General features: G+C 66.9%; 11 protein-coding genes. 8 read left to right on the top strand and 3 right to left on the bottom strand.

The genetic code is table 11. The features are described 5' to 3' along the window. Positions 1-695: 695 nt before the first annotated feature. Positions 696-1,433: a transposase gene (locus RM445_RS29515; RefSeq protein ID WP_311560146.1), complete on the top strand. Its 738-nt coding sequence runs from the start codon at positions 696-698 to the stop codon at positions 1,431-1,433. A 56-nt stretch (positions 1,434-1,489) separates the two neighbouring features. On the opposite strand, the gene RM445_RS29510 is transcribed toward RM445_RS29515, so the two are convergent. Both RM445_RS29510 and RM445_RS29505 read right to left on the bottom strand, forming a co-directional pair. After that, positions 1,490-1,834, bottom strand: coding sequence for a hypothetical protein (locus RM445_RS29510; protein WP_311560145.1), 345 nt, complete (start codon positions 1,832-1,834; stop codon positions 1,490-1,492). A 214-nt stretch (positions 1,835-2,048) separates the two neighbouring features. Continuing rightward, a complete protein-coding gene (locus RM445_RS29505) occupies positions 2,049-2,468 on the bottom strand; it encodes a hypothetical protein (protein WP_311560144.1) in 420 nt (139 codons plus the stop codon). A gap of 738 nt (positions 2,469-3,206) precedes the next feature. Here RM445_RS29505 and RM445_RS29500 point away from each other — a divergent pair. After that, positions 3,207-8,189: a wHTH domain-containing protein gene (locus RM445_RS29500; protein WP_311560143.1), complete on the top strand. Its 4,983-nt coding sequence runs from the start codon at positions 3,207-3,209 to the stop codon at positions 8,187-8,189. A 295-nt stretch (positions 8,190-8,484) separates the two neighbouring features. On the opposite strand, the gene RM445_RS29495 is transcribed toward RM445_RS29500, so the two are convergent. Next, positions 8,485-9,306 carry a WD40 repeat domain-containing protein gene (locus tag RM445_RS29495; protein ID WP_311560142.1) on the bottom strand — a complete coding sequence of 274 codons (822 nt, stop codon included), beginning with the start codon at positions 9,304-9,306 and terminating at the stop codon, positions 8,485-8,487. Between the two features lie 1,289 nt (positions 9,307-10,595). Between RM445_RS29495 and RM445_RS29490 the strand changes: the two genes are divergently transcribed. From RM445_RS29490 to RM445_RS29470, 6 genes are all read left to right on the top strand, one after another. Then, complete coding sequence (locus RM445_RS29490) at positions 10,596-10,853, top strand: hypothetical protein (protein WP_311560141.1); 258 nt, start codon at positions 10,596-10,598, stop codon at positions 10,851-10,853. A gap of 216 nt (positions 10,854-11,069) precedes the next feature. Further along, positions 11,070-11,231 carry a hypothetical protein gene (locus RM445_RS29485; RefSeq protein ID WP_311560140.1) on the top strand — a complete coding sequence of 54 codons (162 nt, stop codon included), beginning with the start codon at positions 11,070-11,072 and terminating at the stop codon, positions 11,229-11,231. Between the two features lie 16 nt (positions 11,232-11,247). Further along, entirely contained in the window at positions 11,248-11,499 is a 252-nt protein-coding gene (locus RM445_RS32635) for a DUF3732 domain-containing protein (RefSeq protein WP_397469432.1), read from the top strand. A gap of 214 nt (positions 11,500-11,713) precedes the next feature. Further along, a complete protein-coding gene (locus RM445_RS29480; protein WP_311560139.1) occupies positions 11,714-12,082 on the top strand; it encodes a hypothetical protein in 369 nt (122 codons plus the stop codon). Positions 12,083-12,086: 4 nt separating this feature from the next. Then, positions 12,087-13,544, top strand: a complete 1,458-nt coding sequence (locus tag RM445_RS29475) for a hypothetical protein (RefSeq protein ID WP_311560138.1) — start codon at positions 12,087-12,089, stop codon at positions 13,542-13,544. Continuing rightward, positions 13,541-17,056 carry a CHAT domain-containing protein gene (locus RM445_RS29470; RefSeq protein WP_311560137.1) on the top strand — a complete coding sequence of 1,172 codons (3,516 nt, stop codon included), beginning with the start codon at positions 13,541-13,543 and terminating at the stop codon, positions 17,054-17,056. The genes RM445_RS29475 and RM445_RS29470 overlap by 4 nt, the downstream gene beginning before the upstream one ends. Positions 17,057-17,086: the final 30 nt, after the last annotated feature.

Below are 17,086 nucleotides of genomic sequence, written 5' to 3'. Positions count from 1 at the left end.
AGCGCGTCGAGGACTTCGAGCAGGGCAGACTGGTCCAGGGCCATCGCGTGGCACCTCTCTACGTGTTCCTTGGCGGGTTCACGCAGAGCCTCACGCGGTGGCCTCTCCTACGTGCTCAGGCACGCCGAGAAGGCCCCGGACCTACACCACTACCCGGGACGTGACCGCGTCACCGCGTCATCCGTCGCCACCCGGGCGCCTTGATCCTCGGAAGGACGCATTCGGGTTGCGTCCCGCCCGTCCCGGGACACGGTCGACCGCCTGCTCCAGCAACACCGGGACTACAGGTCAAGGGCGGCTTGACATTGGACTATAAATCCGGCACGCCAGCTACAGAGGTTCGTGCCCCGGCAGGCGCGGGTAAGTCCAGGTCGGTGACGAGCTCGCCGCCGACGCGCACCCGTCCGGCCGTCTCGTGCTCGGCGATCCGGTCGGCGGACAGCCCGGCCGCGGTGAGCTGGTCCGCGCACGGTTGTCGGGGCGGGCTCGGGCTCGTCGGTCACCACGTCATGGTGGCGCCGGGGCACCGACAGTTCTCGGCAGGTCCGTGCGGCTGGCCACGGTGAACACCCGGCCCGGACAGCGCGAAACCCGCCGGCGCGTACCGCTCTGCCGAGGCGTGCTGGATCCGCCCCACCAACTCGTTACGAAGTCGATGGGGCGCGGCTGGGCGGTAGTGCGGTGCCTCTGGCCCGTTGCGGGGCTCGGCGCGGTGCCGGCGGCGGCCGGTTCACGGGCGTTGCGGAGGTTGTCGTCCGCGACGCGCCGACGGCGGTCCGGCAACGCGCAGGCCGGGCCGCGCCGGAGGGGACAGACGCGGCCCGGCCCGGAACCTGGTCGCTTACAGCACTCGGTCCGTTACCCCCCGGCCGGGAGCACGGATCGGTACGATCCGCTGGCACCCGCAACGCCGAGCGGATCACCGCCCTCGAGACCCGTATCGACCACACCCTGGCCGACCACCCCGACGCGGTGGTGTTCACCAGCCTGCCCGCTCCGGGCACGTCCGCGCCGCCGCCCTGCTCGCCGAGATCGGCGACGCCCGCGGCCGCTACCCCACCGACGACGCCCTGGCCGCCGCGGCCGGCATCTCCCTGTCCACCCGAGCCTCCGGCCGCAGCCACCACGCCGTGTTCCGCCGCGGCTGCAACCACCCGCCTGCGCCAAGGACTGGTCGCCGACGCCAGCCGAGCTGCCAACCCCTGGGCCCAGGACGACGTCTACGCCCGGGCCCGAGCTCCCGGGCACAACCACGCCCACGCCGTCCGGGTTCTGGCCCGCGCCTGGCTCCGCATCATCTGGCGCTGCTGGACCGACCACACCCCCTACCAACCCGGACCCGCCATCCCGCGCTCACCGCCCTGTCCAGCGGCGCCTCATGGCGCCCCACGGCCCTGCACCTGATGCAGCAGCCATCGATCGCGGGCGTGTAGCCCTGCCACCCGGGTCCTGCACGGTGGGCGGCCGCGGCTCTGAGGCCGCCTCAGCCTCACTTGCCGAAGGTGATGCTGATGCCTGTCGGTGCCGGGTGGTCAGTTCGAGTAATTGACACTTGACCTGCGGAGGACACGGTCAGATTGAAGGTCACTCTCGTGATAGGCATTGGATCATTATCACGAATCACCCCACTCGCAATCAGTGCCCGCAGCTCAGGAATAATTCTATTGAGATTATCCTTAAGTTGATGAAGCAATGAATCCGTCGCATCCGTGCTGAACATTTCGACGTCTTGCGAGAAGATTCCCTTGCTGCTGTTCCCGCTTGGACCAGGAGAGGAAGACTGCCCTGACGCGGTGAAGTGACTATTCGAACCGTGGCCGTGACTCAACTGCATCTCCTGAACTATGAATGTCACCCATGGGCAGTGGAGTCGGTAGCTTAGCGAAGAAGGAGGGGCCGCGGTAGGCCCACTTGGCGTCGGGGCCGGCGCAGCCGTAGCGTCGGCTGGCTCGAGCGCAGTATGACCACTGCCGACGAATTCCAGCCGCCAGTTGTTGCGGACTGAATCCCGCGGCCAATCTGCACTGCGACGGGCAGGTTGTGCGACACTAGCCTACCTTGAGGACACGCCCTTGAATTGCTTGCCCTACTTCCAGAATGAATGCTTGGCTAAATATGCATTTGAATCGGCCAAACATTTCCTCTGATCCCAATGCGTCGGCGATTGGGAGTGCTGGCGCATCAGGAAAACGGCGGGCGAAGGACTTCATTGCCTCGACTGTAGGCCTGACTCCCAGCGCTGCTCGAGTTAGGGGCATGTCGGATTGATCGGGAAGTACCATTAGGTTCAAGTATGCCGCGTACATCAATTTCTTATCATCTTCGACTACAAACTCCCAGCCGATCATCTGTCGCAGTATCTCCAATTCGTGCGCACGCCGCCTCTCCTGGGCGAGGTCTTTTGTTGCCTTCCAGATTGCGAACAATGCCACAATAAGTGCCAGGAGGCTGAGTGCAGCGCTGATCACCTGTGAAGCGTCAACGACCCATGGTGCAAGAATGCTCCAGTCCTCAGGTGCAGGAACTCGACCGTCAAGAGACGAAGGTGCATTGCTGGTTGACTGGGGTGCTGGAGATGGCGTCATGCCGGCACTTTCCTCATCATCGTCGGCCCAGAATTGTGTGATTAGTTCGGAGCCAAGGCTGGCTTGCTCGTCCTGTGGGTTGGCAGTTCATCCTAGGCCGCGTCACGGGTGAGGCTGTCGCCCACTCGGCAGATGCCGATGTGCCAGTGCGTTTGGGGAACCGGACAGGCCCGGGCGCCATCTGTGTTGCAGTGACGACCCTGCCACACCTCTGCTCGTGCTCGCGCAATGCTGATCCCGAACCCGGCCAACCGGACGATGTCGACCTGGACGTTGCTCAGATTCTTGACCCGACGCGGGCTGTGCGAGATGCGCAAGGCGCCGGACGAACAGCAGGCGAACGCTCGCTCCGGATAGTCAGATGACGAGCCTCGAGACGGGCGCCCGAGCGCCGGGACCCCGCGAGAGCAGGGTTGGCCAGGTCCGAGGCTCGACCGAACCTCCGCGTTCGCTGCACCTCGACCCAGTGCTCACGTGACACCGGTAGCGAGCCTGTAATATGTCGCTGCAGCTGAAACTCTCAATTGGAGGATCGCGTCATGATACGTGATAGGGAAGGCGTTGGCCCGACACTCGGGACCAGGGGGATCGCCCCTGCTTTCGGGTGAGCATACTTTAGCCATGGCCAAGCCCCCACGCCGCGCCCTGCTGGTTGGCGTGCCTAGGTACGACGATAGCGCTATCGACCAGCTACCGTTCATTGTCGACGACATCGCGGATCTCTCAAAGACGCTAACTGCGGTCGGCTACGAAGTTCAAGTTCATCCGCCGGATCAGACCGACCGAGATCGAATTGACAACACTATCGAGCAATTCTGCCGCAATGCCCTACCTCAGCAGCAGCTCTTAATCTTTCTCAGTGGGCATGGCATTCATCGCAACGGTCACGACTATCTCGTGCCGTCAAGCGCCGACACGGCAAGCCGAAAATTTGCCGAGCGATGCCTCGAGATTGACTTCGACGGACACATCGAGGACGGGCGTAGCCGGTGTGGGGATGTGCTCGTGGTGGTGGACGCCTGTCGTGAGGGGGTCAAGCTCGAAGAGAAGGGCAGTTACCTACGCGGTTGGAGCGAGCAGGAGCGAGGACGAGCAGCGAGCCGGACGATCGCCTACCTCTACGCCTGCTCCAGCGGGGAGATGGCGCGCTGGAAGGAGACGCCCGACGGTACATATAGCCTGTTCACCCGAGTCTTTAGTAGGGTTATAGCCGACAGTTCCGCCCCCGGCACACTAATTGAGCTACGCGACGAAGTGCAGTGCCGACTTGAGGATCTCAGTGCCACACTAGGAGTTCCCTTTCAAAGGCCCCTACTGAAAGGAGATAGTGGACAGGGATCAAAATTTGTCGTTGTAGACCGACCGGTTGACCGGAGAAATTCTAGTGGAGCATCATCGTGGGCACAAATGTCCCGCGAGCACGTGGCCTGGGAGTTCACCCGTCCCGGGGACAACCCCGGCGACGGACCGTTGCCAGAGTCGGCGAGAGCGGTTCGCGACGCCGTGGTCGAAGTAGTCGCCACTTGGTCTGAAGGGTACCGAGCGCTCCGTAGTCAGCTTCCCGACGACCCGTGGTGGGACGGTGAGATGGCTACTCGGATACATGCCCGCCTTACCTGGATCATGAGACACCTACTAAACCGTGGGAAACTGGTGGAATCAAGCCGGGCTCCGCTGAGTTCGGCCGAGGCGGCTACGCTTGTTCTCGTACCGCTAGCCCAGCAGCTGCACCTCGTAAGCTGCGCCGTTCGACTCAAGCATGTTGTCGAGGTCCAGGACGGGGACTTAACGCGGCGCGAGGACCAGGACACGTTGAATTTCGAGCGCTATGTTGAAACCCAGGGACGCGTCTACCGGCACCTTAAGCGGCTCGAGGCTGGCAACGATAAGCAGCATATCCGCGTTGTTCGTTGGTGGCTCTTTCACCGGTGGCTTGTACGCATACCGACGCTCTACCAGCCGGACTACGTAGCTGATTGTGTTCTACGTGACTTGGGGACTCCGGCCAGTCAATCCGGGCTGTTGCTGAGCGAGCTGTTTTCGGCCGAACGAGTCGCCCGTCTGTTACGCGCCCTGCGGAGCGATCCAGAGGTCGCGGCTACACCTGAAGTATCAGTTGACGCCGTCGCCGGAGCACAATTCCCAACTGGCGTCCGGACAGTAGCGGGCGGTTCACCGGACGAGCAGAGCGTCCGCGACGGCTTGATTGCGCTGCTTCTGGTGGTGGCGGAGGAGTTCACAATGAACGCGACCGCACTGCCGGGTGTTCTTGTTGAGCACGTCGGACTGACCGGTGGAGTCGAGGCCGCAGAAGTCGTGCACACCGTGCGTACCGCCCGATGGACGGCGCGCGGACGTACTCGTGTGCTGGAAGCTGAATGCTCACACCAGGCCGTTCAGCTAGCACTGACCGAACACGCGGCCGGAATTGCGGAGGTATTGCGGCGCATTGACGCCTTCGCCGAGGGCGATAAGACGCTCGAGGCGTTGCGCGACCTACCCACGCACGTTGCGGCAGACCGATTGCGCCCGTTGCTCGACGGGCAGGGCCACCCGCGCTATGAAGGCATTGGCTTTCGGTTCAGGCTGGACGACGACCGAGTACAAGAGCTATTGATGGGTGAACAGCTCTATGGTGACCCAGCGTTGGCCATCCGTGAGCTCTACCAGAACGCGCTTGACGCCTGCCGGTACCGGCGCGCGCGAACGCAATACTTGGAGCGCCGCGGTCACGTCACTAGGGCCTGGCGAGGTCGTATTGAGTTTGAACAGGGGGTCGACGACTCCGGGCGTGCGTGGTTGGAGTGTCGCGACAACGGTATCGGAATGGGAGACAGAGAGCTCAATAGCGTGTTTGCCCATGCTGGAATGCGGTTTGGCGACCTTCCGGAATTCCTGGAGGAGAAAGCGGCTTGGACTCGCGAGGGGATTGAATTCTACCCAAACAGCCGGTTTGGGGTCGGAGTCCTCAGCTACTTCATGTTGGGCGATGTCATTGAAGTGTCCACTTCTCGCTTCGGCCGAGATGGCCGCGTCGGGCCCGACCTCCAGGTCGACATAGATGGTCCCGGCTCGCTATGCCGCATACGGCGCGTGGGCTTTGGCGAGGCCTCGGGTACTACTGTACGTATCTACTTGCGGCCAGAAATCTCGGTGTCGTGTGTCGATCTGCTTTGTCGACTTCTGTGGGTCTCCGAATTTTCAGTGATTGCGAAGGACGGGGGCCTCGACGCTGAGTGGATCCCCGGTAGCATCTCCGCTCGGGCGCCAATTGGTTCCGAGGATCCCCTAGCTGGGACACGTGGAGCAGGCCCGAATCTCGCTGATAGGACCAGGAACTCGAATGCCCTCTCGACTAGCGTGCCGAACTTATGGTGGTGCAGCAATTTGGGGGGTTTACTGGCCGATGGTTTGTGGGCCGGGGAAGTAACGTTTGGGCGTATTGTTAATCTAACCGGTCGCCTTGCTCCCCGCTTAACTGTTGATCGCCGCCGGATTTTGGTGCTAGATGCGGAGAGGGAATCGGCTCTTGTGCGGGCAGCGATACCAGACCTGTTGTCCTGCGAGCGCAACATCCTGAATCCGGAGTGGCTAGAAAAAATAAGTGCCCACGACGTAGACTTGGCCGATGCCATCGCGCATGAGGCCATGGATCATCATACGTCGTGGCGGGTCGCCGGAATGATCGTAGACACTAACGTCGTGGGCTGTTTCCCGCTAGACGACGAAATATTCGCATCGAATGGCTATCGTCGTTCCGACCCAGCTCTGAATCTTAATTTGATCGAGGTTGCTGGATGGCGTCTGCTTTCATATGTCGCCGCAGGCCTAGTACCGGGGCTCCGGTGCGCTACGCCGACTCATATACCAACGGCACGGCCAAGTGATGCCTACCTCCTGTCTCGACCGGAGGGAGGCAGGGTGGAGGATGGGGACTGGAGCGGCGACCTGGCAGAGCCGGTGCCGGGTAGGCAGGTTATCTCGATGGCTGCCCAACTGGGCTGGTCATTAGCGGCGGTAGCGGCGAGGTTGCAGCAGCTAGGCGCGGTCGTGCCAGAGCGTGAGTGGCCGCAGGTGGTGCTGACAGACAACGAATGGCGCCTCTTATCGCTAGACCTGGACGCTCCGCGACCGCGTCGCGGTCGGCGGACCGCGCCGATGAGTCGGGGCAATTGGATTGATCTTGCGGAGCCGGTGCCTGCCGCGCACGTGTTCCGGGCGGCTGCCCGGTTGGGCTGGTCGGCGGAGGCGGTGGCGGCGAGGTTGCAGCAGCTGGGCGCGGTCGTGCCGGAGCGTGAGTGGCCGCAGGTGGTGCTGACCGATGAGGACCGGCGCCTGCTGTCACGGAACCTCGACGGCCGGAATCCCTGGATTGATCTGGCGGAGCCGGTGCCGGCCGCGCACGTAATCGGGGCCGCTGCCCAGTTGGGCTGGTCGGCGGAGGCTGTGGCGGCGAGGTTGCAACAGCTGGGCGCGGTCGTGCCAGAGCGTGAGTGGCCGCAGGTGGTGCTGACCGACGACGACCGGCGCCTGCTGTCGCGGGGCCTGGACACCCCGCAAGGGTTCTATGAACCGTGGAATGGGCCGTCTGACGGGGACAGATGGATTGATCTGACCGAGCCGGTGCCGGCCGCGCACGTAATCGGGGCCGCTGCCCAGTTGGGCTGGTCGGCGGAGGCAGTGGCGGCGAGGTTGCAACAGCTGGGCGCGGTCGTGCCAGAGCGTGAGTGGCCGCAGGTGGTGCTGACGACAGACGACCGGCGCCTGCTGTCACCGAACCTCGACGGCCGGAACCCCTGGATTGATCTGGCCGAGCCGGTGCCGGCCGCGCACGTAATCAGGGCGGCTGCCCAGTTGAGCTGGTCGGCGGAGGCGGTAGCGGCGAGGTTGCAACAGCTGGGCGCGGTCGTGCCAGAGCGTGAGTGGCCGCAGGTGGTGTCGACTGACGACGACCGGCGCCTGCTGTCACGGAACCTCGACAGCCCGCAAGGGTTTCATAATCCGTGGGCTGGGCCGCCTGACCGGGACAGATGGATTGATCTGGCCGAGCCGGTGCCGGTCGCGCACGTAATCGGAGCCGCTGCCCGGTTGGGCTGGTCACCAGAGACCGTAGCAGTGAGGTTGCGACAGCTGGGCGCGGTCGCGCCGGAGCTTGAGTGGACGGAGGTGGTGTTGACGACAGACGACCGGCGCCTGCTGTCGCGGGGTCTCGACGGCCAAAAGCCCTGGATTGGTCTGGCGGAGCCGGTACCAGCCGCGCACGTGTTCCGGTCGGCTGCGAACTTGAGCTGGTCACCGGCAGCAGTGGCGGCGCGGTTACGAGACTTTGGCATGGAGGTGCCAGATTATCCTTGGCCCGAGATCATCATGGACGTGCACGATTGGCAGTTAATTTCGAGCGATGCATCAATTAGCACGCGAGAATACACGGGCAGAAGCTTAAACCGGTCTCGAGTATTCGAGTTGTCTCGGACCATTAAAGTCGGCCGTCTCGTACGCGCCGTGCATGGCACCAACCTTACTCCAGCTGAGGCTGCGCAGCGCTTGCTGCAGCTTGGCTTCGAGATCTCGGCCGGAATTGAAGTAGTTACGAGCGATTCTTAGGGTCTAAATGCGCACCGGCGGAAGCAAGGTCGGCTTTACTCTGACGCCCTGGCCGCCGCCCGGGAGGCGGCGTGGCTCTACCGGCAGGCCCGCCAGATCCACGGCCGGCATGAGGTAGAGGCTGAGCAAGAACGGTGACCACCAGTGCAACGCCCAATTATCGCACCGACGCCAGCCCAGCCACCCCAACTCAGCCTAAGCGGGCAAGTAGGTGAAGGGCCTACTCACATTGTCGTCTCGCTCTCGCCACAATCTGGCACAGCCAGGAACTCGGCGTAGGTTCTCGACAACCTGATCAGTAGCCGAGCCCGACCTCCACCGCGAGCACACCCAATGAGGCGACCGCCAGCGCATAGACCGAGCTGGTGTGGCCGGTGAGGATGTGGCGGGTCTGCCCGGTGCGCGGATCCCAGGTCTGCACCGCATAGAAGCCGGCCAAGGCCAGCCAGCTGCCGTCGGGGGCGACCACCAGCGCCCGCACCAAGCCGGTGTGGCCGATGAGGATGTGGCGGGTCCGCCCGGTGCGCGGATCCCAGATCCACACCGTCGCATCCAGGCCGGCGGAGGCCAGCCAGCTGCCGTCGGGGGCGACCGCCAGCGCGCCCACAGAGTCGGTGTGGCCGATGAGGGTGTGGCGGGTCTGGCCGGTGTGCGGGTCCCAGATCCGCACCCTCGCGTCGTCGCTGGCCGAGGCCAGCCAGCTGCCGTCGGGGACGACCGCCAGCGCATACACCGGGTCGGTGTGGCGGGTGAGGGTGTGGCGGGTCTGCCCGATGCGTGGGTCCCAGATCCGCACCGTCGCATCGTCGCTGGCCGAGGCCAGCCAGCTGCCGTCAGGGGCGACCGCCAGCGCGCCCACAGAGTCGGTGTGGCCGGTGAGGGTGTGGCGGGTCTGGCCGGTGTGCGGGTCCCAGATCCGCACCCTCGCGTCGTCGCTGGCCGAGGCCAGCCAGCTGCCGTCGGGGACGACCGCTAGCGCATCCACCGCCTCGACGGTCGCCGTTGCCGTGTCAATCCGGACACCGCAGTGCGGACACAACGCGTCGGCCGCTGTGTCGTCGGTCGGGGTGTCGACCTCGAGGCGGCGGAGCGAGGGGGTGCTGGTGGCGGTGTTCACGGTGGCCCTCCCGGCGCAACCAGGGCCTGCCGGCCCGTCCCCTGCGGGGTGGCGGGACGCTGTTCCCCGCCGCACCGTTGGGGCGTCCGGGCACGGCCGGCGAGGCTCGCGGTCCACGGGCGGCCCGCAGGGCCGTCGCGCAGCGACGCGGAGCGCAGCGCAGCGCCCTTGACCGGGAGACCGGCCGTGCTAAGCCCACTGGTCCACTATCGGGAGGTGTCGGCGGCGATCTGGTCGTCGATGCACCCGAGGTGCCACCGGGCCACCGCCCTAGTAAGCCGACGCGCGACGTCCGCCCTTAGAACGCGGGACTCGGTGGTCACCTGGGTCGCGCGGACCGTCGACAAGGGCTGAGCGCCACCGTGAGCGCCTATCAGTGAGCGATGCGGGAGCCGCGGCCCAGCACCGTCCCCACGGGCGCGACTGCGACCGCTGCACCGAAGGACGACATGCCGCCCACCCCGACCCGCTCCCCCAGCGCAACCACATCGCCCGTGTCACCCGCGACGCTCTTGCCGGAGTTCCCTCCTGGTGACGTCACCGCCGGCCTGGACTGGGCGACCGCCGACCACGCTGTCGCGAGCAGATCTTCGGTAGTGATGACAATAAGGCGGCAGCCATGACCCGATGCCCGGTGCGGCGGGCGTGGGCGACGAGGTCGGCGACAACCAGGCCGGGTCCTCCCCGGCGCCGCCTTCACCCTGTTCGCGGTGGGTGCGCACGCGGCTGCTCTTGTCCGCGCCCGCGCCGACCAGTGGGGATCGAAGTTGCTCATGCGCGGTGTCTCCCCGCCTTCGCCACCGGCCTCGCCGGTGTGCCGGCCCTTCCGGCTGCCGACCCCGCAGGCCCGCGCCGCCACGCTGGTTCGGCGGCCAGATGCTGGAGCTCGCGAAGGAGATCCTGGGTCGGCTTGTCGCAGTGGCCTGCTTGCAGGACGCCGGCTTCCATGACGTCTCGCTAACTGGCCAGTTCGACCGACCGAAGGCCGAAGGCGGGCTGGAGGCCTCGGTCCACCCGAGCGAGTCGTGGGTGTGGCGGGAGCGGGCTACGGTCGTGAGCGCCGAGCCGATCGTGGCTCGTAGCATCGCGCTGCCCGACGACCTGACCGGCTTCGACCTGGCCTTCGCCATCGAGGCGTTCGTGCACGCCGAACCGGCCGCGGCGTTCTTCGACGGGGTCGCCCGCGCGCTGCGCCCCGGCGGCGCGCTCGTGATCGTCGACGACATCCGCGCCGGCGACCGCGAGATCCCGCGCTCGACGACTTCCGCGCCGGGTGGCACGCTCCGAGCGTGCTCTCGGTCGCCGAGGCCGAGGCGCTCGCCGCCGACGCCGGGCTGGTCCCGGTCGCCTGGAACGACCTCTCGGGCCTACAGCGCCTCGGGCGTCCGCGCGACCGCATCATCCACGCCGCTCTGCCGCTGCTGCGCCGGATGGGTGGCCGGTCGATGTGGGCGCAGTCGCTGGTCGGCGGGGACGCGCTGCAGCACTGTCACCGCGCCGGGCTGCTCCAGTACCGGCTGCTGCGCTTCGAGCGCCGCACCGACTGACCGTCGGGCGACCGCCCTGCCGGAGGATGGGCGCGAATCCTTCCCGCGGCGGACGACGGCCAACGTCCCGCTGCGTCGGATGCCGTCCACGTTCCCAGGACCGTCCTCGCCGCCGCCGTTGTCACCCCCGTCCTCGGCGCGGGCAACCAGCCCGCCGTCGCCAAGCTGAAGACCGCTGCCGACTACCGCGGCGTCGGGGCCGCACCGAACGCCGACATGAACCGGTCACGGAACGCATCCATCGGCCAGACCGGGGTGCACCTGCCGATGAACTGGCCGTGGGAGACCGGGCTCGACGAGCTGTTCCGCCGCGCCCTGCACGACCCACCGGCGCGGACAGCGGGGTGGACACGGCCAGCAGCGGCTTCGGCAGCGTGAACTCCAGCTTCAAGCTTTGCATCGCGGCCAGCACCATCAGGACCGCGCCCACGACGCCGGTGAGGCCCAGGTTGAAGCGGATAGAGCCGCTGTGAGGGGTCTGTTCCAGCTGATGTCGGATGTAGTAACTTCTTTAGGCCCTTGGTTCCAGATTATTGTGTGTGACCATGCCAATCTCGACGAAGACTGGTTTCGAGAGGCCGTCGGCGATAACAACTGGAGAAACGGAATAAAGCTGATTCCAGAGGACTGGCCAGAGGAGGACTGACTCGGCTACGGCTAGATGATCGACCGGCTACCAACATGAGGCAAGCCGAAGTGTCCGGTCACTCATGATCAAAACAAGAGAGAGTTTAGGGCCGAACAGCATGATTACGTTGAGTCCTGGAGCGCCCCGCCAGATCTCCGTCGTCGACGGTTTGACGCGCCGGACCTACTCCGTCGCAGGCGCGCTGGACGGTCGGACCGTCTTCGGGCGGGGCATGGTCCTGCCCGTCACGCTCACCAACTTCGCCGACGAGATCGTCGAGTTGCAGGGCTTGGACGTGCTGGCGGTCCGAGACGGCCGCTATCCCGCGTACCTGCGCTACGACCGAGCCGAGACACAGGTCGGGTCCGATCGCCTGCCTCTCGAGGGCTACACGAATCGCGTGGTGCTCACCGAAGCGGACGTAGGCCGGCGGCCGGTGATCGTGCCGGGCATCAGCGGCCCGCTCCCACCGGGTGACCACACGTGGGATTTGATGGTCGAAGCCAGAGTCTCGGGCCTGTGGACCTGCGAGCTCCGTGCGCGCTGCGCGGGGGCGAACGTTACGGCGGGGCCGTACGTCATCCTGCTACGAGGACGGTGAAGGCGTGATCGAGCCGCGACTGCTCGGCAACCTCCCGGACCGGTGGCGGGCGGAGGCGCAGTGCGCCACCGTGAAGGGAGCCGTCGATCTAATAATGAACTCCGGCGAGCTCGAGGACGTCGCGGTTACGTGGGTGACCGTGCCGGATCTCGAGGAGATCCTCGCCGCCGTCGCCGTACGCGCCTCTGTGGCTTCTCGCGACGAGCAGTCTTCGGTCTGCTCGACGGAGATCGCCGCGCTCATGGACGAGCTTCCCCAGCTCAGCGTCGGCTACTCCGCGGTCGAGTTCGAGCGGCGCTTCAGGCTGCTTCTCCATACCATCGTATTGCTCGGGCAGGTGCACCGTCTCGACGAGGCAAAGGAACTCGCTGAAAGGGCGGCTACGTTCGTGGTGAGGGACTCGACGGACACGGACCTGTTCCTAAGCGATCTGGCCAGCCGCCTGATGTGGACCGCGGGCAACACGTTCGCCGTTGAGGAGTACTTCTTCGACGCCCTCCGACAACGACTGCGCACCGCTGAGCTGCTGCGGGAGTCACGGGTCGCGTCGGAGGACGTGGCCGGTCAGGCAGTGGAGACCGCCGAGGAGTGTCTCGGCCTGATCGAGTCCGGCACACCGCCGCGGGCGCAGTTGCTCGACTTGGCCCGCGAGGCCCTCGGCCAGATCGCTGCGGAGCATCAAGAGCTCCCCGCAGTATGGTCGGCCCGTTTCCGTGTGGCGCGGCTGAGCGACGACCGGCAGGAACTGCGGATCTTAGCGGCTCAGAGTGGCGGAAGTGCGCTCGATCCCGACGATGTCCGGGTGGCGCACCTGCTGGGCCTGCTCGTCGACGACGACGCGTGGCGCTGGGAGTTCGGGCCGTTCGCCGCCGCCGTCTTCGCGCACTGCCACGGCGTCGACCAGGTCGACGGTTTCCGCCGCCTCGATAAGAACGACGCTCTCGTCGTTCCGGCTACGGGGCTCGGTTATCGCGGCGTCCAAATCGGTCCGGTCACCTTCGCCGAGCCGGACTGCGACGAGATCGCCGGCTCGGTGGCCCTGTCGCTAGCCGGTGCAGTCAAGCGCGGCGACCGATACGTCGTCGCCGGCCGTGCCCGGCCGGTGCGGCGCATCGTCCCGGTCTCCGCCATGCACACGCTCGTACCGTTCGCCTCCCTGGCGCCGGACGACCAGCCGGGAGCGGTCCGGTTCCTCTTCGACCGAGGAGCTGAGGCGGCGCGCGTCGAGCCCGCTCGCATTCACGACTGGATCGATCACACCCTGGCCTTCCTGGACGGCGACCGGGCGCACGAGGCGTCGTTCACGTGTGCAGGGATCATGGTCGGTGCTGCCCACGCACTGGTGCCGTCGGGACGGCTGCGGGCTTACGTCACCGCGTTGGAGGTCATGCCGGATCATGAATCGGCCCTTCAGGCGGCACTGGGTGATGCTCCGTACGCGACCACGACCGGTGTGGCGTGACCGGCGACCGGCCGGCGCAGTCCGCCGCGCGGGAACTCGCCGAACGGTGCCGGCGGGAGTCCACCCGGCTCCTCGCCCTTCTCGGTCCGGCCGGCAGCCTGCTCGCCCGTCGGCTGGTGGATCTCGACCACGATCGGCAGCCGCTGGAGCACTGGTGGCCTCGGCTAGCAGCCGACCCCTTGTACTGGCGATGTCTGGTCGCGCCGGAGCCGATGCTGTCCGCGACGGCCCAGGTGGCCATGGCCTGCCTGCTCATCACCCGGGGGTTGGACCGGCGTGGGGGCTTGCTGGTGCAGCTGGCCCGACCGTACGTCGACGATCACACGACGAAGGTACTCGGACGGCTCCTCGCCACGGTGAGCGCGAGCTGGAGGGAGCTGGACGCGGACCTCGCGCCGGGACTCGCGGCGCACGACCGCGGGGACTACGCGGCCGCCCTACGGGTCTACGACGAGGTGCTGCAGAGCTGGCCGAACCACCCGTGGCCGTGGCACGAGAAGGCGTTGACGGCGTGCGACGAGCAGCCGGCCGCGCAGCGGAGCAGACACCCCGCGGTCAGGGCCGCGCTGCTGCGTGATCCCTTCTACGTCAACACCCTGGCCATGACCGAGCCGATGCTAGCGGCCAGGGTGCGCGCCGACATCGAGCCCATTATGGAACGCGGCGAGATCTCCGAGGCCTCGCTGACCCGCTTCGGCGCCACCGCGATGCGCATTGACCACTGGTCGGCGGCGCACGTCCGCGTTCTGATGCGGCACATAGGAGTGCCGTTCGACGAAGTCCTTCTGAACGTCTCACTGACCGAACTCGGCGTCGGGGAGTCCTACGACGACGTCGCCGCACTGACCGGAATCGGGCTCGATCCGGCCACCACGACCGATGAGACCGCCGTCACGGCCCTCGTCGAGCAGGGACTGCTGCTGCACCGCAGCGGGAACACCGCTGAAGCCGGCGAGGTCGGCCGGACGATCCTCGACCAGCAGACCGAGAGAACCGACCGCCGCTACCTGGCCGCGGCCCATGGCATGGTCGCTGCGGCGCTGATCGACCGGCACGACTACGTCAGTGCCGTCCGGCACCTACAGCAGGCCTGCGACGACCACGACGCCTCGCCTGGCTCGTCGCCGACCGAACGGGTCTCGGCGCGCATCAACCTCGGGCAGACGCACGAGCTGCTCGGCGACCACATCGCTGCCCGCGCCCAGCTCCAGACGGCACTGGAGATGCTCCGGGTCGAGCACGACCCAGACCCGCTGATTCTGGCGCGGCTCTACCTGTCACTGGCCAAGGCGGAGGCGTACCTCGGCCGGAGCGTTCAGGCGTTCCGCCTGCTCGGCGGGGCGCAGCACCTGCTCGACGGCGCCGAGTCGGAGGAGGCGGCGCGCCTGCAGAACGCGGTCGACGAGTGCGAGGCGACGTTGCACCACCTGATCGGCGACGAAGATGGGCGGGTCGCGGCGCTCCGGGCCGCGTTGGACAGGCATCGTGCCGCGAACGGCGCCGAGCATCCGGGTAGCTACAGCATCGAGAACAACCTGGCCCTCGCGCTTGACGACGAACACCGCGCCGAGGCGCGGGCACTGCTCGAGTCGTCACTGCGCAAGCGAGTTCAGCTGTTCGGGGAATCCAGCCCGGCCGTCGCCGTCGCCTACAACAACATGGCTATGGCGGCCTACGAGGACGACGACACCGAGCGCGCCGCCGAGTGGTACGAACGGTGCCTGGCCATCCGGCGCCGGTTCCTCCGCCCGACCGATGCCGACCTGCTCGACTCGGTCGCCGGCCTCGCCGCATGCCGGGCGAAGCTGGGCGACCTCGCCGCTGCGACCAGGCTCGTCCTCGAGGTCGTCCGCACCGATTTCCAGGTGGCGTCAGCGGCCGCCGGAGCCAGCCACGCGGATCTGCGGATCGTGACCCGCAAGCGTCGATGGGTTCTGGACCTGCTGGTGACGCTCGCCCTGCGGCACGGCGGCGAGGCCGGCGCGCCCAACCGGGCTGCGGTCGTCAGCGCCCTGGTCAACACCAAGACCGTGGCCACTGGGGTAATCGCCGCCCGGCCGCGGTCCGGGCGACGTTCGCGGTCCGATCTTCGCGCGGTGGCGAGCTTGTGTGCCGCGCTGGCCACCCGGGGGCCGCGTGGACAGCCGGTCGACGAGCACCGAGAGAGGTTGGAGCAGGTCAGTGACAAGCTGGATGAGCTGCTCGCCGCTGCGGACGGTGGCTGGGACGACAGGCTGCCCTACATCGACGTCGTCGCTCAGCTCCGTGCTGACCTTCCGCTTACGGCGGCCTTCGTCGATCTGAGCACCTTCCGGCCGACCACGGGCGCTCCCGCGGTCACCGATGCCGTCCATCTGGGCACCGTGATCTCTCGGGACGGCGTGGAGGCCATGATCGAGCTCGCCCCTGTCGCGGAGATCGAGGACCTCGTCCGGAACTTCCGCGAGGAGATGCGGAGGTTCAGCTTTCGCGACGACACGAAGGTCGACGACGAGTCCGCGCAACGGGTGACGGAGATCGGGCGCACCCTTTACCGGCTGCTCTTCGCCCCACTCGAGCCGATCCTGGCCCGGTATACGCATCTGGTGCTGTCTCTCGACGGGCCGATGGCGCAGTTCCCGGCAGCGTGTCTTGTCGACGCCGACGGCAAGTTCGGCGTCGAGAGGTGGATGTTTACCTACCTGTCCAGCGTGCACGACCTGCACACGCTCGCCCCACCCTCCGACGGCAGCGGCGTGGTGGTGTTCGCTGACCCGGCGTTCGGCAGCGCACCGGCGCCGGAACCCGCGACGGGAGTCGCTCCGCTCGCCGAGGCCCTGACCACGGCCTGGAATGCGCTTCCCGGAACCCGGCGGGAGCTGCGGGCGATCGCCCGGGCGGTCGGCACCGAAAGGCTCCGGGCGCACACGGGGGACGACGCCAGCAAGACCAACCTCCTGAGGGTCGACCGGCCCCGTGTCCTGCACCTCGCGACGCACGCCTTCTACGTCGAGTCCCCCACGATCCTCGTGACGACGTTCGGCGACGACGACACGCCCTTGCGGATCGGGACGTCGTCCATGCTGCGGACGGGCATCGTGCTCGCCGGCGCCAACGAACGCCGGCGGCTGCGTGACGCGTCCCCGGACGACGGGATCGTGACGGCGCTGGAGCTCGGCGCCCTCCTCGACCTCTCAGGAACCGAGCTGGTCGTCCTGAGCGGCTGTGAGACCGCGATTGGTGACGGCGGCTACGGCGACTCGGTCCACGGGGTGCGGCACGCCTGCCACACGGCAGGTGCGCAAGCCGTCATCGCGGGCCTGTGGCCGGTCACTGACGCAGGCGCGGCGCTGCTGATGAGCCTGCTTTACACCCGGCTCGCGGCGACGGCCTCGGCCGGCGAGGCGTTGCACGAGGCGACGCTCGAGATGCTGCGCCGCTCGCGCGCCGCCGGGCGCAGCTCCCATCCGCACGGGTGGGCGGCGTTCGTCGTCAGCGGCGGTGTACGGGCGGTGCTGCGCCCGGCGCTGTGAGTGCACCGGGTTCGGCGGAGAGGCCGCCCA

Origin of the sequence: Pseudonocardia charpentierae, from assembly GCF_031845345.1 — a bacterium.
Classification (GTDB): Bacteria; Actinomycetota; Actinomycetes; order Mycobacteriales; family Pseudonocardiaceae; genus Pseudonocardia; species Pseudonocardia charpentierae.
Note: the sequence above shows the minus strand (reverse complement) of the source record. Positions and strands in the feature narration are given on the sequence as shown.